The 21,484-nt window shown below is 67.3% G+C and carries 20 protein-coding genes and 2 tRNA genes; 9 read left to right on the forward strand and 13 right to left on the reverse strand.

Features of this window, described 5'->3' with window-relative positions:
* Nucleotides 1-733: 733 nt before the first annotated feature.
* Entirely contained in the window at nucleotides 734-1,771 is a 1,038-nt protein-coding gene (locus tag EV138_RS05840) for a hypothetical protein (protein WP_166678499.1), read from the reverse strand.
* Nucleotides 1,772-1,985: 214 nt separating this feature from the next.
* On the opposite strand from EV138_RS05840, the gene EV138_RS05845 reads away from it, so the two are divergent.
* The gene (locus EV138_RS05845; RefSeq protein WP_133977398.1) at nucleotides 1,986-2,486 is read left to right on the forward strand and encodes a hypothetical protein; all 501 of its coding nucleotides are present in this window, start codon (nucleotides 1,986-1,988) and stop codon (nucleotides 2,484-2,486) included.
* Between the two features lie 120 nt (nucleotides 2,487-2,606).
* The gene (locus EV138_RS05850) at nucleotides 2,607-3,734 is read left to right on the forward strand and encodes a glycoside hydrolase family 76 protein (protein ID WP_166678500.1); all 1,128 of its coding nucleotides are present in this window, start codon (nucleotides 2,607-2,609) and stop codon (nucleotides 3,732-3,734) included.
* Nucleotides 3,735-3,807: 73 nt separating this feature from the next.
* Here the strand turns inward: EV138_RS05850 and clpX are convergent, their stop codons facing one another.
* From clpX to EV138_RS05875, 5 genes are all read right to left on the reverse strand, one after another.
* On the reverse strand, nucleotides 3,808-5,103 hold the full coding sequence (clpX, locus tag EV138_RS05855; protein WP_112245890.1) for an ATP-dependent Clp protease ATP-binding subunit ClpX: 1,296 nt from the start codon (nucleotides 5,101-5,103) through the stop codon (nucleotides 3,808-3,810).
* A gap of 176 nt (nucleotides 5,104-5,279) precedes the next feature.
* The gene (locus tag EV138_RS05860) at nucleotides 5,280-5,891 is read right to left on the reverse strand and encodes an ATP-dependent Clp protease proteolytic subunit (RefSeq protein ID WP_133977400.1); all 612 of its coding nucleotides are present in this window, start codon (nucleotides 5,889-5,891) and stop codon (nucleotides 5,280-5,282) included.
* A 28-nt stretch (nucleotides 5,892-5,919) separates the two neighbouring features.
* Complete coding sequence (locus EV138_RS05865; protein WP_133977401.1) at nucleotides 5,920-6,543, reverse strand: ClpP family protease; 624 nt, start codon at nucleotides 6,541-6,543, stop codon at nucleotides 5,920-5,922.
* Between the two features lie 292 nt (nucleotides 6,544-6,835).
* Nucleotides 6,836-8,230: a trigger factor gene (tig, locus tag EV138_RS05870; RefSeq protein ID WP_133977402.1), complete on the reverse strand. Its 1,395-nt coding sequence runs from the start codon at nucleotides 8,228-8,230 to the stop codon at nucleotides 6,836-6,838.
* 77 nt (nucleotides 8,231-8,307) lie between these two features.
* Nucleotides 8,308-8,380 (reverse strand) — tRNA-Pro (locus EV138_RS05875).
* 107 nt (nucleotides 8,381-8,487) lie between these two features.
* Between EV138_RS05875 and EV138_RS05880 the strand changes: the two genes are divergently transcribed.
* A tRNA-Gly gene (locus tag EV138_RS05880) sits at nucleotides 8,488-8,561 on the forward strand.
* A 430-nt stretch (nucleotides 8,562-8,991) separates the two neighbouring features.
* On the opposite strand, the gene EV138_RS05885 is transcribed toward EV138_RS05880, so the two are convergent.
* Nucleotides 8,992-9,540: a cupin domain-containing protein gene (locus EV138_RS05885; RefSeq protein ID WP_133977403.1), complete on the reverse strand. Its 549-nt coding sequence runs from the start codon at nucleotides 9,538-9,540 to the stop codon at nucleotides 8,992-8,994.
* 81 nt (nucleotides 9,541-9,621) lie between these two features.
* Here EV138_RS05885 and EV138_RS05890 point away from each other — a divergent pair, with 81 nt between their 5' ends.
* Nucleotides 9,622-10,236, forward strand: coding sequence for a TetR/AcrR family transcriptional regulator (locus EV138_RS05890; protein WP_202866628.1), 615 nt, complete (start codon nucleotides 9,622-9,624; stop codon nucleotides 10,234-10,236).
* A 97-nt stretch (nucleotides 10,237-10,333) separates the two neighbouring features.
* Nucleotides 10,334-10,528 (forward strand): hypothetical protein, encoded by a 195-nt coding sequence (locus EV138_RS05895; RefSeq protein ID WP_133977405.1) that lies wholly within the window; start codon nucleotides 10,334-10,336, stop codon nucleotides 10,526-10,528.
* A gap of 9 nt (nucleotides 10,529-10,537) precedes the next feature.
* On the opposite strand, the gene EV138_RS05900 is transcribed toward EV138_RS05895, so the two are convergent.
* Together EV138_RS05900 and EV138_RS05905 are read right to left on the reverse strand one after the other, a co-directional pair.
* Nucleotides 10,538-11,038 (reverse strand): GNAT family N-acetyltransferase, encoded by a 501-nt coding sequence (locus EV138_RS05900; RefSeq protein WP_133977406.1) that lies wholly within the window; start codon nucleotides 11,036-11,038, stop codon nucleotides 10,538-10,540.
* On the reverse strand, nucleotides 11,035-11,757 hold the full coding sequence (locus EV138_RS05905) for a transporter substrate-binding domain-containing protein (RefSeq protein WP_133977407.1): 723 nt from the start codon (nucleotides 11,755-11,757) through the stop codon (nucleotides 11,035-11,037). Before EV138_RS05905 ends, EV138_RS05900 begins: the two co-directional genes overlap by 4 nt.
* A 369-nt stretch (nucleotides 11,758-12,126) precedes the next feature.
* On the opposite strand from EV138_RS05905, the gene EV138_RS05910 reads away from it, so the two are divergent.
* Both EV138_RS05910 and EV138_RS05915 read left to right on the forward strand, forming a co-directional pair.
* Nucleotides 12,127-13,791, forward strand: coding sequence for an ABC transporter ATP-binding protein (locus tag EV138_RS05910; protein WP_238157978.1), 1,665 nt, complete (start codon nucleotides 12,127-12,129; stop codon nucleotides 13,789-13,791).
* Entirely contained in the window at nucleotides 13,788-15,644 is a 1,857-nt protein-coding gene (locus EV138_RS05915; RefSeq protein WP_133977409.1) for an ABC transporter ATP-binding protein, read from the forward strand. Before EV138_RS05910 ends, EV138_RS05915 begins: the two co-directional genes overlap by 4 nt.
* Nucleotides 15,645-15,693: 49 nt before the next feature.
* Here EV138_RS05915 and EV138_RS05920 read toward each other — a convergent pair whose 3' ends face one another.
* On the reverse strand, nucleotides 15,694-16,632 hold the full coding sequence (locus EV138_RS05920; RefSeq protein WP_133977410.1) for a quinone oxidoreductase family protein: 939 nt from the start codon (nucleotides 16,630-16,632) through the stop codon (nucleotides 15,694-15,696).
* A complete protein-coding gene (locus EV138_RS05925) occupies nucleotides 16,629-17,579 on the reverse strand; it encodes a Gfo/Idh/MocA family protein (protein WP_133977411.1) in 951 nt (316 codons plus the stop codon). Before EV138_RS05925 ends, EV138_RS05920 begins: the two co-directional genes overlap by 4 nt.
* Nucleotides 17,580-17,629: 50 nt before the next feature.
* Between EV138_RS05925 and EV138_RS05930 the strand changes: the two genes are divergently transcribed.
* The gene (locus EV138_RS05930; RefSeq protein WP_238157979.1) at nucleotides 17,630-18,541 is read left to right on the forward strand and encodes a LysR family transcriptional regulator; all 912 of its coding nucleotides are present in this window, start codon (nucleotides 17,630-17,632) and stop codon (nucleotides 18,539-18,541) included.
* A 32-nt stretch (nucleotides 18,542-18,573) separates the two neighbouring features.
* A complete protein-coding gene (locus tag EV138_RS05935) occupies nucleotides 18,574-19,761 on the forward strand; it encodes an AAA family ATPase (protein WP_133977412.1) in 1,188 nt (395 codons plus the stop codon).
* Here EV138_RS05935 and EV138_RS05940 read toward each other — a convergent pair whose 3' ends face one another.
* Nucleotides 19,762-20,631, reverse strand: a complete 870-nt coding sequence (locus EV138_RS05940) for a hypothetical protein (RefSeq protein ID WP_133977413.1) — start codon at nucleotides 20,629-20,631, stop codon at nucleotides 19,762-19,764.
* A complete protein-coding gene (locus EV138_RS05945; protein WP_133977414.1) occupies nucleotides 20,632-21,363 on the reverse strand; it encodes a CDP-alcohol phosphatidyltransferase family protein in 732 nt (243 codons plus the stop codon).
* Between the last annotated feature and the right edge of the window lie 121 nt (nucleotides 21,364-21,484).

Below are 21,484 nucleotides of genomic sequence, written 5' to 3' on the forward strand. Positions count from 1 at the left end.
GTGCAACACCGTGGCAACCAACGCGGTCGGCGGTGGCGCGGCAGCACTGGCCGGGCGCCTCTCCCAGCCTCGCCGGTCTCGTGCTGTGCGGCGGCGGGCAAGTTCCGTCGCCCGTAGTCCCTTGACAGCGCCCGCTTCTCCGGAGGCGGACGCTACTTGCGTGAACCGAACGGCTACGCTGCGGAGCCAGTTGTCCCGGTGTGAAACCATCAGGACGGCAGTGGCTAGACCGTGACTTGTCCCGAGGAGCATGCCTGATGAGCGACCCGAACACCCCGGCCGATGCGGACCGCACCCCCGCGTCCGACACCCCGCCCGAGGTCGCTCCAGCCAAGAAGACTCCCACCAAGAAGTCAGCCACCCCCCGCAAACGCACCCCCCGAAAAACCACCACAGCCAAGTCGGCCCCCACCCCCACCGACTCCCCCAAAACGCCCCAGCCCCCCGAAGAACTCCCCTTCACCACCCCCTCTTCGGAAGACACCAACCCAACCCCCGCCAGCGCTCCCCCAGCCGACGCCAGCCCAACCACCCCCACCCCGCAAGCAACCACCCCAGCACCAGCCGCCGAAACCCCAGCCAGCCCGAGCGCGCCAACACCCAACAGCACGCGAAGCTCTCCTGCTGGCTCGACCAATTCCGGCACCTCGGCGGCCACCTCCGATAGCTCGACCTCAGCCGAAAGCACCACTCCGAGCCCGACGCCCGCACCTGCTACACCCACCGAGACGCCTCAGCCCGGCCGGCCAACCGCAACTCCGAGCGGCACCGCCACCACCTCAACAACTGGTGCAAGCACCGCGCCGAGTTCGCCGTCCACACCCAGCACACCTGCTGCATCTACCGAGACGGCCAAGGCTGGCTCGCCTGCCGGAACTACGAGCAGCGGCACCGCCAGCTCAAGAACCGGTGGAAGCTCTGCGCCGAGTTCGCCGTCCACACCCACGGCTTCTCCTACCGAGACGACCAAGCCCGGGTCGCCCGCCGGAACGCCGCGCAGCGATGCCGCCAGCCCAAGCACCGGCGGAAGCGCTGCGCCGAGTTCGCCGTCGGTGACCACCGCACTTGGTTCACCTTCAGCAACGAACAACCCCGGCTCGCCTGCTGCGACGCCGAGCAGCGCCACCACCACCTCAAGGACCAGCGGAAGCGTGGCGCCGAGTTCGCCGTCGGGGACCACCGCACCTGGTTCGCCTTCGGGGACGACCAAGGCTGGCTCGGCTGCTGCGACGCCGAGCAGCGCCGCCACCAGCTCAAGGAGCGGTGGAAGCGCTGCGCCGCCTTCGCCGTCCACGCCCACCACGCCTCCTTCACCTGCCGAGGCGACCAAGCCCGGCTCACCTGCTGGGACTTCGAGCACCGGCACCGTCAGCCCAAGTGCTGGAAGCGCTGCGCCGAGTTCGCCGTCGGGGACCACCGCACCTGGTTCGCCTCCGGGGACGACCAAGGCTGGCTCGGCTGCTGCGACGCCGAGCAGCGGCACCACCGCCTCCAGGACCGGTGGAGGCGCTGCGCCGAGTCCGCCGTCCACACCCACTACACCCGCCTCACCTACCGAGACGACCAAGCCCGGTTCGCCCGCCGGGACTTCGAGCAGCTCCGCCGCCAGCTCAAGGACCGGTGGGAGCGCTGCGCCGAGTTCGCCGTCGGGGACCACCGCACCTGGTTCACCTTCAGGGACGACCAAGGCTGGTTCGGCTGCTGCGATGCCGAGCAGCGGCACGGCCACCTTCAGGACCGGTGGAGGCGCTGCGCCGAGTCCGCCGTCCATACCCACCACACCCCCTGCACCTACCGAGACGAGCAAGGCTGGCTCACCTGCCGGAACCGTAAAGGCTGGGAAGTCGGCGGGGTCGTCGGGTACTGCGGGCGTCAGCTCGAGCACCGGGGCTGGTGCTGTGGGTGGTGGGGCTGGGGGTAAGGCTGCGGCGGACGCCGGTGGGGAGAAGGGCAAGAAGAAGCTGCAGTTGCGGAGGAATCCGTGGGTGACTGTGGGGGGTGTGGTGCTGGTTTTGTTGTTGCTTGCTGGGTTCGGGTATTTCGGTGGGTTCGGGCCGTTGAGTCGGTTGAATACGGCGCGCGGGATCACGCCGCCGGCGAAGTTGGCGGGGTTGGACCGCATCACCGACCCCGACATTCGTGGGCAGTTGCAGCTTGATCAGACGCGTCAGGCGCTGAGCCGGATCAACGACGGCAAGCAGGTGACGGTCGAGGCGTACGGGAACCTTGACGGCAAGCGGCTGTTCGTACTGATCGCGTTGCGCGGCAAGGTCGACATCGACAAGACGATCAAGGACTCGGGTGCCACGCCTGACAAGGTGAAGACCGTCGGCAAGTCCACCTGCGTCGAGTCGATCGCGAACCTCCCGGCCCAGTGCTACCGCGGATCGCACACGTTGACGATCATCGCCCAAGCCGCCAACGACGGAGCGACAGTCGAGGACGTCGGCCCAGTCTCCGACGAAGCCTTCACCGCAATGAAGTAGCACTCCACCGGCGGTCACCCCGAGCGAAACGGCCTGGACAGCCAAGGGCCGCGACACCATTCGACGTTGTCGTCGCCAGCCAAGATCACCGGCAGTGGCGATCACCTGATGGGAGTACCCATGTCCTCCACCGCAGCATCCACGGTCACCCAGACCGACCTGGTCCGCACGATGGACGCGTTCCTCGGCGCGTACGGGATCGACAACGGCGACTACAAGACGCACCAGCGGGATCCCGGCGCGATCCATTTCTGGGAGGCGTCGTTCATCCGGCAGACCCTGGCCGACGCCTCGCGGTTGACCGGGCTGTGGAAGGACGAGGTCAGCGACGCCTACTACCGGTACGAGAAGACTCACTCGGTGAACCGGTTCGGCAATCCGAACTGCTGGATCGCCAACGACGCGGACTGGAACGACGACTACTCCTGGGCGATCCAGTTCGCGCTGGCGGCGTACGAGGTCACCGGTGACGAGCACCTACGGGACCAGGCGAGATGGCACACCGACTTCTTCTATCGCGACCACTACGACACGGCGTACGGCGGAGGCTTCTGGCGGGAGCGTGGGACTCGGGACCAGAAGGACGTGCCCTCCAACGGGTTCGCGATCGCGGCGGCCGAGCTCGCTCGACACTTCCCGACCGCGACGGTCCACAACAACCCGATGAACACCGACAAGACTTATCTGCAGATCGCGACAGACACCTACAACTGGCTCAAGGCCAGCTTCCTGCGCGCCGACGGCGCGGTGCAGAACTCGTTCTCCGGCCGGCCATGGGATGACAACCTCTATACCTATAACGCGGGCGTCTTCCTCGAACTCGCAGCGAATCTCTACGACCTGACCAAGGACCAGACATATCTCACCGACGGCACCAAGGTCGCCGACTTCGCCCGATCCCACTTCACCACCGGACCGAACCAGCTGATCGTGGTCGAGGACGATGTCACCGGCAACGGTCTCTACCGGCCGGATCCCGTGGACAGCTACGAGATCGTGTTCAAGGGGATCCTGCTGCGTGGGCTGGCCAAATTCATCACGCTCGGGAAGCAGACGTCGTACGTGGGCTGGCTCAGTGACAACGCGCAAGCCGGCTACGAGAACCGGACGGATGACCTGCCGTCGGCTGTGTTCGACCAGACTCTCGGCAACGCGCGCTCGACCGGCGTGGCGACCGGCCTGGCCGCGATGACCTACACCCTGGCCGCAGGCGACCTCAGCGGCCGGACAATAACCTCTGCCACGTAAAGGAGGCCGGAGTCCGCCTGGCAGCGGACTCCGGCCTCCTCACACGATTGGGTGAAGCTCCCCCTGAAAGTCGTCAGGCGGTCTTTTCGCGTCGTTCGCGCTTGCGCTCGATCTGGTCGCGTGGGATCAGCGTCGGGTTGACGTTCTCCAGGACGACCTCGCCGGTGACGACGACCTTGGCGACGTCCTCACGGCTGGGCACCTCGTACATCACGTTGAGGAGCACCTCCTCCATGATCGCGCGCAGGCCGCGGGCCCCGGTACCGCGGAGCAGGGCCTGGTCGGCGATCGCTTCGACCGCGTCGTCGCTGAACTCCAGCTCGACGTTGTCGATCTCGAAGAGGCGCCGGTACTGCTTGACCAGCGCGTTCTTCGGCTCCGACAGGATCTTGATCAGCGCGTCCCGGTCGAGCGGGGACACGGTGGTGATGACCGGCAGACGGCCGATGAACTCGGGGATCAGGCCGAACTTGAGCAGATCCTCCGGCATCACGTCGGCGTACGTCCCGGCTTCGCGCGGCTTCTCAGTCTCGCGCGACATGCTGAAGCCGAGCGTCTTCTTGCCGACCCGCTGCTCCACCATGTGGTCCAGCCCGGCGAACGCGCCGCCGACGATGAACAGCACGTTGGTGGTGTCGATCTGGATGAACTCCTGGTGCGGGTGCTTGCGGCCGCCCTGCGGCGGGACGCTGGCCGTCGTACCTTCCAGGATCTTCAGCAGTGCCTGCTGGACGCCTTCGCCGGAGACATCGCGGGTGATCGACGGGTTCTCGCTCTTGCGGGCGATCTTGTCGACCTCGTCGATGTAGATGATGCCGGTCTCGGCCTTCTTGACGTCGTAGTCAGCGGCCTGGATCAGCTTCAGCAGGATGTTCTCGACGTCCTCACCGACGTAGCCCGCCTCGGTGAGCGCGGTGGCGTCGGCGATCGCGAAGGGCACGTTCAGCATCCGGGCCAGGGTCTGGGCCAGATAGGTCTTGCCGCACCCGGTCGGGCCGATCAGCAGGATGTTCGACTTGGCGAGTTCGACCGCCTCGTCCTTGGCGTGCCGGCCGGCCGTCGACGAGGCCTGCCCGTCGCGCACCCGCTTGTAGTGGTTGTAGACAGCCACCGCGAGGGCCTTCTTCGCCACGTCCTGTCCGACGACGTAGGCATTGAGGAAGTCGTAGATCTCGCGGGGCTTCGGCAGCTCCGTGAGGCCGACCTCGGAGCCCTCGTTCAGCTCCTCCTCGATGATCTCGTTACAGAGATCGATGCACTCGTCGCAGATGTAGACGCCGGGACCGGCGATGAGCTTCTTGACCTGCTTCTGGCTCTTCCCGCAGAACGAGCACTTGAGCAAGTCGCCGCCGTCACCTATGCGTGCCACCGGGACAGATCCCTTCTCTCACTAGCTGAGGCCGGTCGAGCCGAATTCGTCTCGAACCTAGATTCCGACGGTACCGCGCCTGGAGTCCGAACGCTGCTCTCCCGCACGCGTCGTGACTACGCCTGTGGCGAACGTGCAGGCCTCCAGACGGCGGCACCGCCGCAATCTCGAAGAACTCAGGCGCCGACGCCGACCGGGGTCTTGCGCGACTCCAGGACCGAGTCGATCAGACCGTACTCGACGGCCTGCTCGGCAGTGAGGAACTTGTCCCGCTCGATGTCACGGGAAACCTCTTCCAGCGACTTCCCGCTGGCATCCGACAGCATCTTCTCCAGCAGCGAGCGCAGGCGCAGGATCTCGTTCGCCTGGATCTCGATGTCGCTGGACTGACCGTAGGTGCCCTCGGTGGCCGGCTGGTGGATGATGATCCGGCTGTTCGGCAGCGCCATCCGCTTACCCGGCGTACCGGCTGCGAGCAGCACCGCGGCGGCGGAGGCCGCCTGGCCGAGGCAGACCGTCTGGACGTCGGCCTTGATGTAACGGATCGTGTCGTAGATCGCGGTCAGCGCCGTGAAGGAACCGCCCGGCGAGTTGATGTAGATGCTTATGTCGCGGTCGGGGTCCATCGACTCCAGGCAGAGCAGCTGCGCCATCACGGCGTTCGCGATCTCGTCGGAGATCGGCGTCCCGAGGAAGATCGTGCGCTCCTCGAACAGCTTCGTGTAGGGGTCGACGCGGCGCATGCCGTACGACGTGCGCTCCTCCCACTGCGGGATGAAGTAGTTCATGCTCGTGTCCTTACTACGGAGTGGGAGATCAGGAGTTCGGGCTGCCGCTGCTCAGCTGAGCGGCGCTCGCCACGACGTGGTCGATGAAGCCGTAGTCCTTCGCCTGGTCAGCGGTGAACCAGCGGTCCCGGTCGGCGTCGGTCTCGACCTGCTCGAGCGCCTGGCCGGTGTGCTCGGCGATCAGCTTGAACAGCTGCGCCTTGATGTGCAGCGACTGCTGCGCCTGGATCTTGATGTCGGAGGCCGTTCCACCCATCCCGCCGGACGGCTGGTGCATCATGATCCGCGCGTGCGGGAGGGCGAAGCGCTTGTTCTTCGCGCCGGCGCAGAGCAGGAACTGCCCCATCGACGCGGCCAGGCCCATCCCGACGGTGGCGACGTCGTTGGAGATCCACTGCATGGTGTCGTAGATCGCCATGCCGGAGTCCACCGAACCACCCGGGGAGTTGATGTACAGCCAGATGTCCTTGTTGGGGTCCTCGGCGTTGAGGAGCAACATCTGAGCGCAGATCGCGTTCGCGTTGTCGTCGCGAACCTCGGATCCCAAGAAGATGATCCGGTTGCTCAGCAGGCGCTGGTAGATGTGGTCGTCGAGTCCGCCGGATCCGTTGCCGCCCGCGGCGGTGGGGCTGGCTGCAAATGTCTCGTTCACGAAGCCGACATTACTGGTCGCCGTCGACAGACCGGAGGCCGGTCGGCAAGTGTTCGCTCACGGCGCACTGTGTCTGCCCTCAGCGAATCCCACCCACCCCATCAGCCCCGTACTACGCAGGGCCGCGCCCCGCACCACCCGCTACAACGTGCGGCAGGGCACAGCGCAGTACTACGTGGGGCAGGCGACCCGCACTGTCCGCTGCTACGTGCGGCAGGGCGCGGCGTAGTACGGGAAAGGCAGCGGCCCGGATCCGCAAGGGATCCGGGCCGTCGCTGGTGTTTCGGGGCTGTCAGGCCTTGGCGGGCTCTTCGGCCGGGGTCTCGTCGGCCGCGGCGTCGCCCTCGGCCTCCGGGTCGGCGTAGGTGCCGTCCGGCTGCAGCGTCTTGAGCTCGACGACGTTGCCGGAGGCGTCGGTGACCTTGGCGTTCTCGACCAGGTGGGCGAGCGCCTTGCCGCGGACGACCTCGGACACCAGGCTCGGGACGAGGTTGTTCTCGACCGCGTGCTGGGCGAACTGGTCCGGGCTGACACCCGAACGCTGCGCGTGCCGGACGATGTGCTCGGTCAGCTCCTGGTCGTTGACGCTCAGCTGCTGCTGCTCGGCGACCATGTCGAGCACGAACTGGGCCTTGATCGCGTCCTCGGAACGCTTCTTCAGGTCCTCGTCGAACTCTTCCTCGGTCTGCTCCTCGCCCTCGAGGAACTGCGCGAAGGTCATCCCGGAGTACCCGAGCTGCTGCTCGAGGTTCTCCTTGCGGGCGGCCAGTTCGTCGGTCAGCAGGCCCTCGGGGACCGGCACGTCGACCATGGTCAGGATCTTCTCGAGCACCGCGTCGCGGGCGTCGCCTGCCTGCTCGAGGCGCTTGCCACGCTCCAGCCGGGCGCGCACGTCGGCGGTCAGCTCGTCGGCGGTGTCGAACTCCGACGCGGTCTGCGCGAAGTCGTCGTCGTACGCCGGCAGCTCCTGCTCCTTGACCGCGGTCACCGTGACCTCGACCTGGACGTCCTCGCCCTTCAGCTCACCACCGACCAGCTGGGTCGTGAACGTGGCGGACTCGCCCGCGGACAGGCCGATCACGGCCTCGTCGAGACCGTCCAGCAGCTGGCCGCTGCCGACCTGGTACGACAGGCCGGTCGCCTGCGCCTCCTCGATCTTCTCGCCGTCCTTGGTGGCGGACAGATCGATCGTGATGAAGTCCTTGTCGGCCACCGCGCGCTCGACCGGGTTCAGCGAACCGAACCGCTGGCGCAGCGCCTCGATCTGCTCGGTCACCTCGTCGTCGCTGATCGCGATGTCCTCGACGCCGGCCTCGATACCGTCCAGGTCCGGCAGCGTGATCTCCGGGCGGACCTCGACCTCGGCGGAGAACTGCAGGCTCTCCTTGTCGTTGAACTCGGTCACGTCGACCTCAGGCCGGCCGATCGCCTTGACCTGGTTGTCCTGGACAGCCTGCGAGTACAGCTTCGGCAGCGCGTCGTTGATCGCCTCTTCGAGCACCGGCCCGCGCCCGACCCGCTGGTCGATCACCTGCGGGGGGATCTTGCCCTTGCGGAAGCCCGGCACGACGATCTGGCTGCCAATGCTCTTGTACGCCGCGTCGAGGCTCGGCTTGAGCTCCTCGAACGGCACCTCGACGATGAGCTTGACCTTGGTCGGGCTCAAGGACTCGACGGTGCTCTTCACGGTGGCGGTTCTCCTTGGTTGGTGACGTTCACAGCCGTGACCGGGCAGGCCACGCTGCAGGGTGCTGCAGGGGTTTGTCGGGGCGACAGGACTCGAACCTGCGGTCTCCTGCTCCCAAAGCAGGCGCGCTAGCCACTACGCTACGCCCCGCAGTGACCGCACGAGTCTAGTGGACGCAGACCAGTGCTCGCGCCCCCACCCCTGAATTGGGCCCTGCGAGCGAGATGTGGAATCATGTCCGAGCGCTCAACACGCACGCGGGTGTAGCTCAATGGTAGAGCCCCAGTCTTCCAAACTGGCTACGCGAGTTCGATTCTCGTCACCCGCTCCACCTGGTACGACGGGGGAAGATCCGCCCACGCGGCTCCTCCGTCGCCGCTCCCCACCCCCCAGCTACGGCACTCCTCCGTCGCACCTACGCTGCCTCGCTCTGAGCCCGCGACTTCGTGCGCCCGGCGGACGCGGGCGGTCCGCGATCTCTCGTGCGCGCTGTGCCGGCGCATGTCGATTGATCAGTGCGAGCCGGGCTGATCAGTGCGGGCCGGGCCGCGGGCATCGCCTAAGTAGGCAGAGCGTTCGCGGCCAGCTTGGTAGTTGCTCCACCAGGCGCCTAGCCACTTGACTGGATTCACGGACTCAGCCAACCACAAGGTGAATCGACCGCGGGGACGACTTAATCAAGCATGCCGCCCATGACCTTGGCCGCGGAGCCTGCCTCTGTTTGTCGGCGACGAGGCTACTGACAGACAAGTCGTTCGGTCTCAGGCGAACGGGGAGTTGAGGTTGTAGCGGTGCATGAGGTCGGGGACCCAGGTGGGGTCTATGAAGAGGCCGTACGACGTGGCGAGGGTTTCCAGGTCGGTGGGGTTCGGGGGGCCGGCTTCGACGAGCTCGGCCAGGTCGAAGAAGAAGCGTTCGAAGCCGGCGGGGGTGATGACCTCGATCATTCGCGCCTCGGTGTCGCCGGCGTTCCACATCGTGTGCAGTTCGCCGCGGGGCTTGGCGATGTAGCCGCCCGCTTCGAGGACGACCTCGTCGGGGCCGGAGCGGAAGCCGATCGTGCCGGCGGTCACGATCGAGAACTCGTCCTCGCGGGTGTGCACGTGCGGCGGCACCAGAGCGCCGACGGGGAAGGGATGCTCGACGATGGCCAGCTGGCCGCCCGTCTCCTCACCACCCAGCCGGAATCCGACGCCGATGGAGCCGATGGACCGGTCGGCAGCTTGCGGTCCCTGCAGCACCGTCAGCGGGAGCGCGCGCCCTCCTGCCGTTGCCTGTTGGAGCGTTGTCGGGACGGTTGGTGAGCTCATCTGCTTCTCCCCCGATAATTTCACTGAACAGCGATGTATAGTGAAATCAGGTGTACGCCTCACCGATCAAGGAGTCAATGCTTGGCTGCGCAGCCCGACGTACCGGCGTCCCGCGGTTACACCCTGCGGGCGCGCCAGGAACGCGTCGACCAGACCCGTCTGCGGATCACCGAAGCGACGATGCGCCTGCACGAGGAAATCGGCCCGGGCGCGACGACTGTGTCCGCCATCGCCGAGTTGGCGGGAGTGACCCGCCTGACCGTCTATCGGCACTTCCCCGATGACGAAGCGTTGGTGAAGGCGTGCTCGGCACATTGGCGAGGCCTGCACCCGCGGCCGGATGCCGCAGCTTGGGCATCCGTCGGCGACCCGATGGAGCGACTGCGTACTGCGCTGTCGGAGACCTACCGGTGGGCTCGGGGCGCGGAGCCGATGATGACGAAGATCCATCGCGATCTGCACGTCATGCCCGAGTTCGTCAGCCGATTCCTGACCCGGGACCAGCAGTCGCGGGTGGAGATCCTCAGCGAGGGCTTCCGAGCTCCGGGCAAGAAGAGCCGCCGGCTCAAAGCCGCCCTCGCACACGCCGTCGACTTCCGCACCTGGCATTCCCTGTGCATCGCCGGCGACCTCAGCGACGACGAAGCCGCCAACCTCATGCTCGCCACCGTCGCGGCGGCAATCGACAACACCTGAACCCGCAGATGAGCCGCGATACGGTTCAGGCTTAGCAGCGGGCCACGATCGGCGAGGACCCGGCCCCTTCATCGGGCAGCCGAATGGGGGGAGCGAGATGAACAGGCGCGAAGCTCAGGGCTGGCGCGGGGTGGCTGGGGGCGGCGTCGTGATCGTCGTGGGCGTGGCGCTGATAGCCAAGGACGTTCCAGTGTTCGGCGTGTCAGCGTTGCCGGTCGTAGGTGCGGGGATCTCCATGCTCACAGTGGGCCTCTACCGGCTGTTCATCGCTCGCCGAGGTCGGGGCAGGTAGGACCAAGGCTCAGCGGGAGAGGTCGAGGCGGTGGACTCCGACCTCGATGTCGTTGACGGTTTCGTGGCGGGAGAGGGTGAAGCCGAGGCGGTGGGCCAGGCGGAGGCTGGGGAGGTTCAGCGGGTTGATGACTGCGATCAGGTGGTCGTCCGGGAGGTTCGAACCAGCCCAGTCGATCCACGCGACGCAGCCCTCTTGAGCCAGGCCTTTGCCCTGGGAAGAGCGGGACAAGGCATAGCCGAGTTCGGTTTCGTTCCAGTCGGGCCACACTGAGAGACCGATGCGGCCGAGGAACGCGCCGGTCTCGCGCAGGATGACGGCGCTCTGGCCGTAGCCGCGGTCGGTCCAGGTCTGGGCCCAGCGCTCGGTCTGCTCGCGGGTGGAGTCGGGGGTCAGCGAATCGCCGCCGACGTACCGGGCGACCTCCGGATCGGAGTACACGTTCCAAAGCTCCCGAGCGTGCTCCGGGCCCAGCGGCACGAGCCGTAGCCGTGGTGTCTCGAGGATCATGCGGGCGGGGCGACGGTGGCGTCGGGGCGGTTGGAGCGGGTCAGAGAGGAGGCGATGAAACCGGTGGATTTCAGGTCTTCGATTAAAGCCCACAGGAAGGCGATCGTCTCGGGCGAGCGGGACTTCGTCGTACCGACTGCTTGCTGGATCTGCATGAAGCGGTCGGGGATCACGCGGAGGTCGGGGTGCGAGGCGACGTAGTCGGTGATCGGCTGGCGGATGCCGGCGGCAACCTCGAGGTTGTGGGTACGGAAGGCGGTGGTGCCTTCCTCGTCCTGGACGACGGTCGCGTGCTGGAGCGTGCGGGACAGATACAGGTCGTACGCCGATCCGCGCTTCACGCCGACCCGGATCCCCGGGCGGTCCACGTCGGCAGCAGAACGAATCGAGGACTCCCGCGGTACGGCGTACACGCCCTCGATCACCACGTACGGCGCGGTGAAGGCGACCTCCGCCTCGCGGGCGGGGTCGATCGCGAGGAAGCAGATGTCCGCCCGGCCCGAGGTCATCGCCTCGAACGACTTGCGCGCCGCGTCGAAGCAGATCAGCTCGACCGGTACGCCGAGCCGTGCACCGATCTCGCGCGCGATGTCGACGGTCACCCCGGCCGGTTCCTCGGCCGTCCCCTGCGCCAGCACAGGATTCCCCAGATTGATCGAGGCCCGCAGCACACCCTCCGCAGCCAGATCCTTGACCACCACATCACTCACGCTCACCATGCCGCCGACCTTACAAGCGACCCAGGCCCGGGTCAGGTCGTGTACTGATCACGACTCGTAATGACTGAGAGCCCGGTCACCGCTAGTTGCCGCGGCCACCCATTGCAGGAAGCGGCAATGGTTCACCGGGGAATGGAATTCGGGGGACAGCGGTTACCCATCTGGGGGATACTTGAAATTGCGCCGTTTTCCGGCCGCAGACCCCCTTCCGTGCCGAGCATGTTGGGAAGTGCGCCCCTCCAGATGCCCTCAGAGCCACCTGTCAAAGCGCCGTCGATTGCTGCCCCTTCGAAACGTAACCACCGGCGGAGCCAGAATCTCTGGCGACTCCGCCCCTATCTGCGCCCGCACCGCTGGCGCCTGCTGACGATGTTCTCGACCGCCATTCTCGGCGTGGGCGTCAGCCTGACCGTCCCGCTGGTCACCCGGGCGATCATCGACGGGCCGGTCACCCGTCGCGAGATCAGCCTGCTTCTCCCGCTCGGCCTGCTGGCCCTGGGCCTGAGCATCAGCGAGGTGCTGCTGGTCTGGATGCGCCGGTGGGCCCAGTCCAAGACCGTCAGCGACCTCGAGGCCACCCTGCGGCACGACCTGTACGTCCGGTTGCAGGCGCTCCCGATGGAGTTCCACAGCCGGTGGCAGAGCGGGCAACTGCTCTCCCGGGTCACCTCGGACCTGTCCATCATCCGCCGGTTCATGGGCTTCGGCCTGCTGTTCCTGGTGATCAACATCCTGCAACTGGTGGTCGTCACCATCTTGCTGCTGCGCCTCTACTGGCCGCTCGGTGTCGTCGTCCTGGTGGCCGCGGCGCCGATCATCATCGTGTCGCTGAAGTTCGAGAAGAAGTACCTGGCGATCTCCCGCCGGGTGCAGGACCAGCAGGGCGACCTGGCCACCCGGATCGAGGAGTCCGCGGTCGGCTTCCGGGTGATCAAGGCGTTCGGCCGCCGCGAGCACGTGAAGAAGCAGTTCGACGACGGCGCGGTGAAGCTCTACGACACCTCGGTGGACAAGGTCCGGCTGGCGTCGCGGTTCTGGACCTTCCTGGAGGTGATCCCGAACCTGACGCTGGTGATCGTGCTGCTGCTCGGTGCCCTCGCCGTCGGCCGGCACTCGATCACGCTGGGCACGCTGGTCGCCTTCATCACGCTGATGCTGTCGCTGATCTGGCCGGTCGAATCGCTCGGCACGATCCTGGCGATGGCCCAGGAGGCGATGACGTCGGCGGACCGGATCAGCGAGATCCTGGACACCGAGTCGACCATCACCGACGGCCCGGACGAGCTGGTGAACCCGCGCGGTCACCTGCGGTTCGAGAACGTCAGCTTCCGGTTCTCCCCCGACTCCGACGACGTACTGCACGACATCAACCTGGACCTGCCGCCCGGTACGACGCTGGCCCTGGTCGGCGCGACCGGATCCGGCAAGACCACCCTGACCGCCCTGGTCCCGCGGCTGCACGACGTGACCGGCGGGCGGATCACCATCGACGGCCACGACGTGCGCGACCTCACTCTCGCATCACTGCGCAGCGCGGTCGCGTCGGCCTTCGACGACCCCACGCTGTTCTCGATGAGTGCTCGGGAGAACATCACGCTGGGCCGGCCGGACGCGTCCGAGGAGGACGTGCAGCAGGCGCTGAAGATCGCCCAGGCGACCTTCGCGAACGACCTGCCGTGGGGCCTCGACACCCGCGTCGGCGAGCAGGGCATGTCGTTGTCCGGTGGCCAACGGCAACGACTCGCGCTGGCTCGTGCGGTGCTCGCGCGACCCGCAGTACTGGTTCTCGACGACACCCTGTCCGCGCTGGATGTCCACACCGAGGCCCTGGTCGAGGAAGCGCTGCGCAACGTGCTCGCCGCGACCACCGGCATCGTGGTGGCGCACCGGGCGTCGACAGTGATGCTGGCCGATCAGGTCGCATTGCTGCAGGACGGCACGATCACCCACGTCGGTACTCATGGCGAACTGCTCGCGACCGTTCCGGCGTACCGGACACTGCTCGCGGCCGAAGAGGAGGAGGTGCACGCATGACGACGACCCAGCAAACACCTCAGCCGACGGTCGAACAGCAGAACGACTCCTGGCGCGGGTACGCCGAAGAAGGCAACGACGAGTTGTCGAGGGCAACGACTGTCCGGCTGAAGGAACAGTCGCGCAAGTTGCTCGGTGAACTGCTGCGGCCCTACAAGAAGATGATCTGGCTGCTGATCGTGATCGTCGTGGTGGAGAACGCGGCCCGGCTCTCGGTGCCGTACCTGGTCCACCTCGGCATCGACAAGGGCATCCCGCCGATCCTGGCCGGCGAGGGCAGCAAGACCCTGGTCACCATCGTGGTCGTCGTGCTGGCCTCCGCGCTGATCCAGGCGGGCGCCCGGCAGGTGTTCCTGATGCGGTCCGGCCGGCTCGGGCAGACGATCCTGCTCGGCCTGCGCCGGCGGGTGTTCGACCACTTCCAGCGGCTCAGCCCGTCGTTCCACGACAAGTACACCTCCGGTCGGGTGATCTCCCGGCTGACCTCGGATGTCGACGTCATCGACGAGATGCTGGAGACCGGCTTCGACGGCCTGGTGACGGCACTGCTGACCCTGGTCGGTACGGCGGTTCTGCTGCTCACGCTGGACATCCGGCTCGGCTTGCTCGCGCTGCTGTCGTTCCCGGTGCTGTTCCTGTTGACGGCCTGGTTTCGTCGCAGGTCGGCGGTGGTCTACCGGCGGACGCGCGAGGCCGTCGTACTCGTGATCGTGCACTTCGTCGAGTCGATGCAGGGCATCCGCGCGGTACAGGCGTTCCGCCGGGAGCCGCGCAACGAGGAGATCTTCCACGAGGTCAACGACAAGTACCGCGAGGCGAACCTCGAGTCGTTCCGGATCAACGCGATCTTCATGCCGTCGATCAAGGGCGTCGGCAACATCACGATCGTCGCGATCCTCGCGTACGGCGGTTGGCAGGCGTACCACGGTCACGTCACCGTCGGCGTCCTGACCGCGTTCCTGCTCTACCTGCGGCAGTTCTTCGAGCCGCTGCAGGACATCTCGCAGTTCTACAACACCTTCCTGTCCGCGAGTGCCGCCCTGGAGAAGCTGTCCGGCGTCCTCAACGAGAAGCCCGACGTCGCCGAACCGGTCGAGCCCGCGCGGCCCGGCAACGCCCGGGGTCACCTCGAACTGCGCAACGTGCAGTTCTCGTACGTCGACGGCGTCCCGATCCTGCCCGGGCTCGACCTCGACGTGCCGGCCGGGCAGACGCTGGCCCTGGTCGGTACGACGGGCGCCGGCAAGACCACGATCGCCAAGCTGGTGTCCAGGTTCTACGACCCGACCGGCGGCCACGTGCTGCTGGACGGCATCGACCTGCGCAACCTGACCGAGGACGACCTGCGCACCAGGGTCGTGATGGTGACCCAGGAGAACTTCCTGTTCACCGGCACGGTCGCCGACAACATCCGGTTCGGCAAGCCGACGGCCACCATGGAGGAGATCGTCGAGGCGGCCAAGGTGATCGGCGCGCACGAGTTCATCAGCAAGCTGCCGAACGGTTACGAGACCGCGGTCGAGAAGCGCGGCAACCGGCTGTCCGCGGGGCAGCGTCAGCTGGTCGCGTTCGCCCGGGCGTTCCTGGCGGATCCGGCCGTGCTGATCCTGGACGAGGCGACCTCCAGCCTGGACATCCCGAGCGAGCGGCTGATCCAGCGCGCGCTGCGGACCATCCTGGCCGAACGCACCGCCATCGTGATCGCCCACCGCCTCTCCACCGTGGAGACGGCCGACCGGGTGATCGTCCTCGAACACGGCCACATCATCGAGGACGGCTCCCCCGCCGACCTGATCACCACCGGCGGCAACTACGCCGGCCTCCACCAGGCCTGGGAAGAGTCACTGGCCTGATCCACCGATCCTGGTCCCTCCCGGCAATCGGGAGGGGCCAGTGTCGTCTTCACGGGATCAGCAGCACCTTGCCCGTCGTACTGCGTGCTTCGAGGGCTGCGTGTGCTTCGGCGGTTTGGGTTAGGGGGTAGGTGGCGCCTATGCGAAGCCGCAGTCGGCCGGTCGCGAGCCAGTTGAAGACGGCGGAGGCGCGGTCGTGGAGTTCGGCGGGGGTGCTGACGAAATCGCTCAGGGTGGGGCGGGTGATGGTGAGGGAACCGAGTCGGCCGAGGCGGCTGAGGTCGAAGGGTGGCACAGGTCCACTCGACTGGCCCAGGAGGACGAGAGTGCCTCGTTTCTTCAAGCAGGTCAGGGAATCCTCGAAGGTCGCCTGACCGACGCTGTCGTAGACGACTGCTGCGTTGCCGGCCGCAACGGTGGTCAGCTCGTCGTACGGGACTGTCAGGTCGGCGCCTGCCTCCAGCGACAAGACGGCCTTTGCAGTGCTGGAGACAGTGGTGATGACGCGCGCGCCGCGGAGCTTCGCGACCTGGGTGAGGAGCAGGCCGAGGCCACCCGCACCGGCATGGATCACCACCACATCTCCGGGCTGAATCGCGTACGACGTGGTGGCCAGGTACTGCGCGGTCAGTCCTTGCAGCAGAATCGCAGCCGCCTCCTGGTCGCTCACCTCATCGGGAACCGGTAGCACCTTCCAAACCGGCGCGACAACCGCCTCGGCGTACGAGCATCGAACGCCTTGCCAGCAGACGCGTTGACCGACTCGCAGACCGTCGACGTCGCCCGCGAGCTCGGTGATGATGCCGCTGCCCTCACCGCCCGGCACGTAAGGGAACTCGCGAGGATAGACGCCGGTGCGCTCCTGGATGTCGAGATAGTTGACCCCGATCGCGGCCACCTTGATCCGCACCTCACCGGCGTCGAGCGCTCTCGACGGCCGATCGACGATTCTCAAATCATCCGGACCGTGGACCTCGACCTGCCTCATCGCTGCTCGTGAAACGACTCGACGACGCGCTGAACCCGTTGTGCAGCAGCGAAATCGGCCAGCTCGGGCGACGGCCGGCCAGCGATGAGATCGGCGAAGAGCGACAACCGGCTGTACTCCGAACCCTCCTCACCGGCCAGCTCGACCGGCACCCATTCGTGGCCCTCAGCAACGAACAGCTCGCGCCAGTCACGGAGCAGGAAAGACCGGCCACTCCCGCGCAGGATCCACTCGTACGTCGTAGGTCCTGGCGCGCCGGCCGATCCGGTCAGCACCACCGGGACGTCGCCCGCCAGCATCAGTCCGTACGCCGAGGCTTCGCTCGCGCCGTCCCGGTGATCGAGCCGCGTCTGCACCACCGAGAGCGGGCCGAGCAGCCGATCGGTCAGGTAGGCGAAGTGCGAGAACACCTCGCGCACGAACCCGCCCTGTTCCCGTCCTGCGACCCACGTCGCGTCCGCCTGGAACTTCCGCGGCCAGACCGGGAAGTGTAACCGGATCTCCACGCCGAGCACGTCGCCGACGAGGCCGTCGGCCAGCGCCTGCTCGACGTACCGGGTGGCGAGTCGATCCGAGAGCGCGAAGTTCACCGCGGTCGGCCGTCCGGCGGACGCCGACATCATTGCCTCCGCATCCGCCGCCGAGACGGCCAACGGCTTCTCACAGAACACCGCCTTCCCGCCTTCGAGCGCCGGTACGACGAGAGCCGCGTGGGTCGCCGGCGGTGTCGCCACATACACCGCGTCGACGTCCGCCTCGAGGACGTCGGCGGGCGTCGTACTGAACAGCACGCTCGGGTGCGCCGCCTGCAGCCGCGCGACGGTCGTCGGGTCGAGGTCGGCGGCGTGCGTGACGGCGTACCGGGGATGGTCCAGGCCGACTTCGAGGACGCGGCGGCCCATCGCGCCGAGGCCGACGATGCCGAGCCGGATCGGTTCAGTGCTCATGTCCCCATCGTCGGGCGTGAACGAGGTTTCAGTCCATCTACAGTTTGTGCATGGATAAGTTAAGTCCGGACTTCATGGACGATCTGCGCCGGTTGCGGGTGCTGCGGGAGTTCCGTGAGCGCGGCACGGTCACCGCGACGGCCCAGGCGCTGCACCTGACGCCGTCCGCGGTTTCTCAGCAACTTTCCGGGCTCTCCCATGACCTGGGCTTCCCGGTCACCCGCCGCAGCGGCCGGAGGATCGTGCTGACGCCCCGCGGTGACGCCCTGCTGAGCCATGCGGATGTGGTCTTCGCGCACCTCGAACACGCGCGTCACGACCTGCAGACGTGGGACGAGGCGCTCCGCGGTACGGTCACGATCGGCGCCTTCTCCACTGCGCTGGCCGGGCTGCTACCGACAGCTCTCGACACGCTCGCCGCCGAGGCGCCCGAGTTGGTGGTGAAGCTCCGGCAGGCTGAACCGCCCGTGCTGTTCGACCAACTGGACGCGGGTCAGGTCGATCTCGCGATAGCGGTCAGCTTCGAGGGCTCCCCAATGCTCGGCGATCCGCGCTACCACCGGGTCGAGCTCGGCCCCGACGTACTGGACGTCGCTCTACCGGCATCCCATCCGCAGGCCGCCGATCGCACCATCGACCTGCGCGACCTTGCCACCGATGCCTGGATCACCGGCAGCCCAAGCGGCTGCTGCGCCACCATCACCGCGACGGCCTGCGCCGCTGCCGGCTTCACCCCCGACATCCGCTATCAGGTGGACGACTGGCTGGCCGTGACCCAACTGGTCGCCCACGGCCACGGCGTCGCCCTCCTCCCCCGCCTCGCCCAACGAGACCTGCCCCCAACCCTCGTACTACGGCCAGTCGCGCGCCAGCAGCCCCGCCGCCACCTCTTCGCCGCCATCCCGGCAGGCGCCCAAGGCTCCCCGCTGCTCCAGAAGATCCTCAGCCACCTCACTAACTGATTCTGTCGGCCCGGGCCGGTAGCTTGGCCGGCATGCTGACCACGCTGGCCATCGAGAACTACCGCTCGCTGCGGCGGCTCGTGCTGCCATTGGGGCGGTTGAACGTGGTGACCGGGGCCAACGGGACCGGGAAGTCGAGCTTGTACCGGGCGCTGAGGTTGCTGGCGGACGCCTCGCGCAACGGCGCGGTGGCGGCGCTGGCCCGCGAGGGCGGGTTGTCGTCGACCTTGTGGGCCGGGCCGGAGAACATCTCGCGGGCCGTCCGCCGGGGCGAGCAACCGCTGCAGGGCACTGTGCGCAGCAAGGCGGTCAGCCTGCGGATGGGGTTCGCCTCCGAGGACTACGGCTATGCGATGGATTTCGGGCTGCCCCAGCCGCTGGGCGGCGAGCGCGGCGAGCCCTCGGCGTTCAGCCTCGATCCGGAGATCAAGCGGGAGGCGCTATGGGCCGGGCCGTTCCTGCGACCTGCGTCACTGCTCGTCGAGCGTGGTGGCGGTGGAGTGCGGATCCGCGACGGCGACGGCAAGTGGCACAACGGTGGGCACGCCTTGCAGCCGTTCGACAGCATGCTGAGCGAGTTCGCCGACCCGGAGCGGGCGCCGGAGTTGCTGATGCTGCGGGAGCGGATGCGGTCGTGGCGGTTCTACGACCACCTGCGGACGGACACCGACGCACCGGCTCGCCAGGTGCAGATCGGCACCCGGACGACGATCCTCGGTCCTGAGGGCGCGGACGTGGCCGCGGCGCTGCAGACGATCCGCGAGATCGGGCCACGCGGCGCGCTGGACGAGGCGATCGAGCAGGCGTTTCCCGGCAGCAAGGTCGAGATCCGCAACAACGCCGGCCGGTTCGAGATCGCCTTCCACCAGCACGGCCTGCTCCGACCGCTGTCCGGTGCCGAGCTCTCCGACGGCACCCTCAGATATCTGCTCTGGGTCGCTGCCCTGCTGACCCCGCGACCGCCCGCTCTCCTCGTCCTCAACGAACCCGAGACCAGCCTGCACCCGGATCTCCTGCCGGCGTTGGCGAATCTCGTGGTCACCGCCGCGAAGGACACCCAGGTCATCGTGGTCACCCACTCCCGCCCGTTCCTGGCCGCATTGCAAGCCGGGTCCGACCTCGACCTGCGCACGATCGAGTTGGTGAAGTCCTTCGGCCAGACCGCGCTCGAAGGCCAAGGCCCGTTGGACGAACCGCCCTGGAAGTGGCCGAGCCGCTGATCAGTGCAGGTTCTCGGCGGGGACCTGCGGCTCGGGATCCTTGACGCTTTCGAAGCGGACGAGGATGAGCGCGCCGATGGCGGTCACGACGAACCCGGCGACCGCGCCGAGGGTCCAGCCCGAGCGAACCTTGTCACCGAGGAGGAAGACGCCCACGGCAGCCGGAGTGATGGTCTGCAAGGCAATCATCGGCGTCGTTGCCAGGGTCACCGACCCACGCTGGAGAGCAAGCGAGTACAGGACGAAGGCGAGCGCACCACTGACCGGCAGCGTGTACGTCGTGGGCCCGCTGAGCAAGTCGCTCACCGAACCGTCCTGAAGCAGCCGGGCCGAGATCGCGACTCCGGCGTACCCAAGACCGGCCAGCAAGCCGAGCAGCGCGGTAGCGATGCCGTGCTTCGAGCGACTCAACAGTCCACCCAGTACGGCGATGCAGACCAATCCGATGATCAGCCCGATCGTCAGGCCGTGGTGGCGAGCACTGTCTCCCGCGTCACCGGCCGAGACCGCGAGCAGGCCGAGTCCGACGCAGACGCCGATCACGGCCGACCACTCGATCGCACTCAACTGGTCGCTCATCAACCGGGTGGCCAGCAGCGCGGTGACGACCAGACTCGCCGCGATCCCGGCCTGAGCCAGGTACAGCGGGAGCAGTCGCAATGCGACGAAGTGCAGGCCGAAGCCGGCGAGGTTGAGGGCCAGCGCACCGAGGAACGCCGGCTGCCGGAGCAACGCCCCGACGAAGGCCGCCAGCCGGCGCGGGTCGAGTTCCGAACTCGTCGGCACCCGCCGCGAACCGACCGCCTGCAAGATCGCCGCGATGCCGAAGAGCACCGCGGCTCCGAGGGCCGCGCCCAGACCGAGTACCACTCAGACGGCCTTGGTCCGGCGCGGAGACACGAAGGTGAGGTACAGACTGAGCGCCGCGTAGTACACGAGGTAGGCGAGCGAGATCGCGACGACGATCGCGTTCGGATTCGGCATCTGGGTCAGCAGTACGGCGTACGCGGCGAGCCAGACCAGCGTGGTCAGCAGGTTCATCGAGCGGAACGCCTTGGTGCGCGAGGGATAGACGTACTTCACGGGGACGAAGACCAGGATCGAGCAGATCAGCAGGATCAGCGCGGTCGCGGTGTGCCCGAGGCCGAGGATCACCACGTAGAAGGCGACCACGTTCCAGTAGCTGGGGAAGCCGAGGAAGAAGTGGTCGTCGGTCTTCGCGTCGACCCGGCAGAACTGGTAGCTCGACGCAAGCAACGGCAGCGCCGCGAGCACCGCGCCGTACCAGCCGTGCGGCAGGTAGTTGCCGGTCCACAGCAACACGATCGGCGCGAAGGCGTAGGTCAGGTAGTCGACGATGTTGTCGAGCATCGCCCCGTCGAACCACGGGATCGTCTCCTTGACCCGGAGCCGGCGGGCGATCATTCCGTCGGTGCCGTCGATCCACAGCGCGGCCAGGCCGAGCCAGAGCGCCCGGACCGCGTCGCCGTCGATCGCCGCGATCACGATGAGCAGCGCGAGCACCGTTCCGCTCGCTGTGTAGGCATGCAGTGCAAGTCCGGCCAGACGCAACCGCGTCGAGTAGACGAACGGTTCCCGCACCGCGTCGTGTGTGGTCAGGAGGGCTCCCAGAACTCGGTCGACGCAAGGCGTCGTGCCAGGTAACAAAAACCGGCCGCCGCCAGCGTCTCACAAGCGGGGTGCTCCTCCTGCCACCACCTGC

This window comes from Kribbella voronezhensis, assembly GCF_004365175.1.
GTDB lineage: Bacteria > Actinomycetota > Actinomycetes > Propionibacteriales > Kribbellaceae > Kribbella > Kribbella voronezhensis.

What these genes read in the sequence shown, in the direction of transcription:
- EV138_RS05920 (WP_133977410.1), bottom strand. Translation starts at nt 16,632, where the DNA reads ATGAGGCAGGTCGAGGTCCACGGTCCGGATGATTTGAGAATCGTCGAT.
- EV138_RS05925 (WP_133977411.1), bottom strand. Translation starts at nt 17,579, where the DNA reads ATGAGCACTGAACCGATCCGGCTCGGCATCGTCGGCCTCGGCGCGATG.
- EV138_RS05860 (WP_133977400.1), bottom strand. Translation starts at nt 5,891, where the DNA reads ATGAACTACTTCATCCCGCAGTGGGAGGAGCGCACGTCGTACGGCATG.
- EV138_RS05885 (WP_133977403.1), bottom strand. Translation starts at nt 9,540, where the DNA reads ATGAGCTCACCAACCGTCCCGACAACGCTCCAACAGGCAACGGCAGGA.
- EV138_RS05930 (WP_238157979.1), top strand. Translation starts at nt 17,630, where the DNA reads ATGGATAAGTTAAGTCCGGACTTCATGGACGATCTGCGCCGGTTGCGG.
- EV138_RS05915 (WP_133977409.1), top strand. Translation starts at nt 13,788, where the DNA reads ATGACGACGACCCAGCAAACACCTCAGCCGACGGTCGAACAGCAGAAC.
- EV138_RS05900 (WP_133977406.1), bottom strand. Translation starts at nt 11,038, where the DNA reads ATGATCCTCGAGACACCACGGCTACGGCTCGTGCCGCTGGGCCCGGAG.
- EV138_RS05895 (WP_133977405.1), top strand. Translation starts at nt 10,334, where the DNA reads ATGAACAGGCGCGAAGCTCAGGGCTGGCGCGGGGTGGCTGGGGGCGGC.
- EV138_RS05910 (WP_238157978.1), top strand. Translation starts at nt 12,127, where the DNA reads ATGTTCTCGACCGCCATTCTCGGCGTGGGCGTCAGCCTGACCGTCCCG.
- EV138_RS05840 (WP_166678499.1), bottom strand. Translation starts at nt 1,771, where the DNA reads ATGGACGGCGGACTCGGCGCAGCGCCTCCACCGGTCCTGAAGGTGGCC.
- EV138_RS05935 (WP_133977412.1), top strand. Translation starts at nt 18,574, where the DNA reads ATGCTGACCACGCTGGCCATCGAGAACTACCGCTCGCTGCGGCGGCTC.
- EV138_RS05905 (WP_133977407.1), bottom strand. Translation starts at nt 11,757, where the DNA reads ATGGTGAGCGTGAGTGATGTGGTGGTCAAGGATCTGGCTGCGGAGGGT.
- EV138_RS05850 (WP_166678500.1), top strand. Translation starts at nt 2,607, where the DNA reads ATGTCCTCCACCGCAGCATCCACGGTCACCCAGACCGACCTGGTCCGC.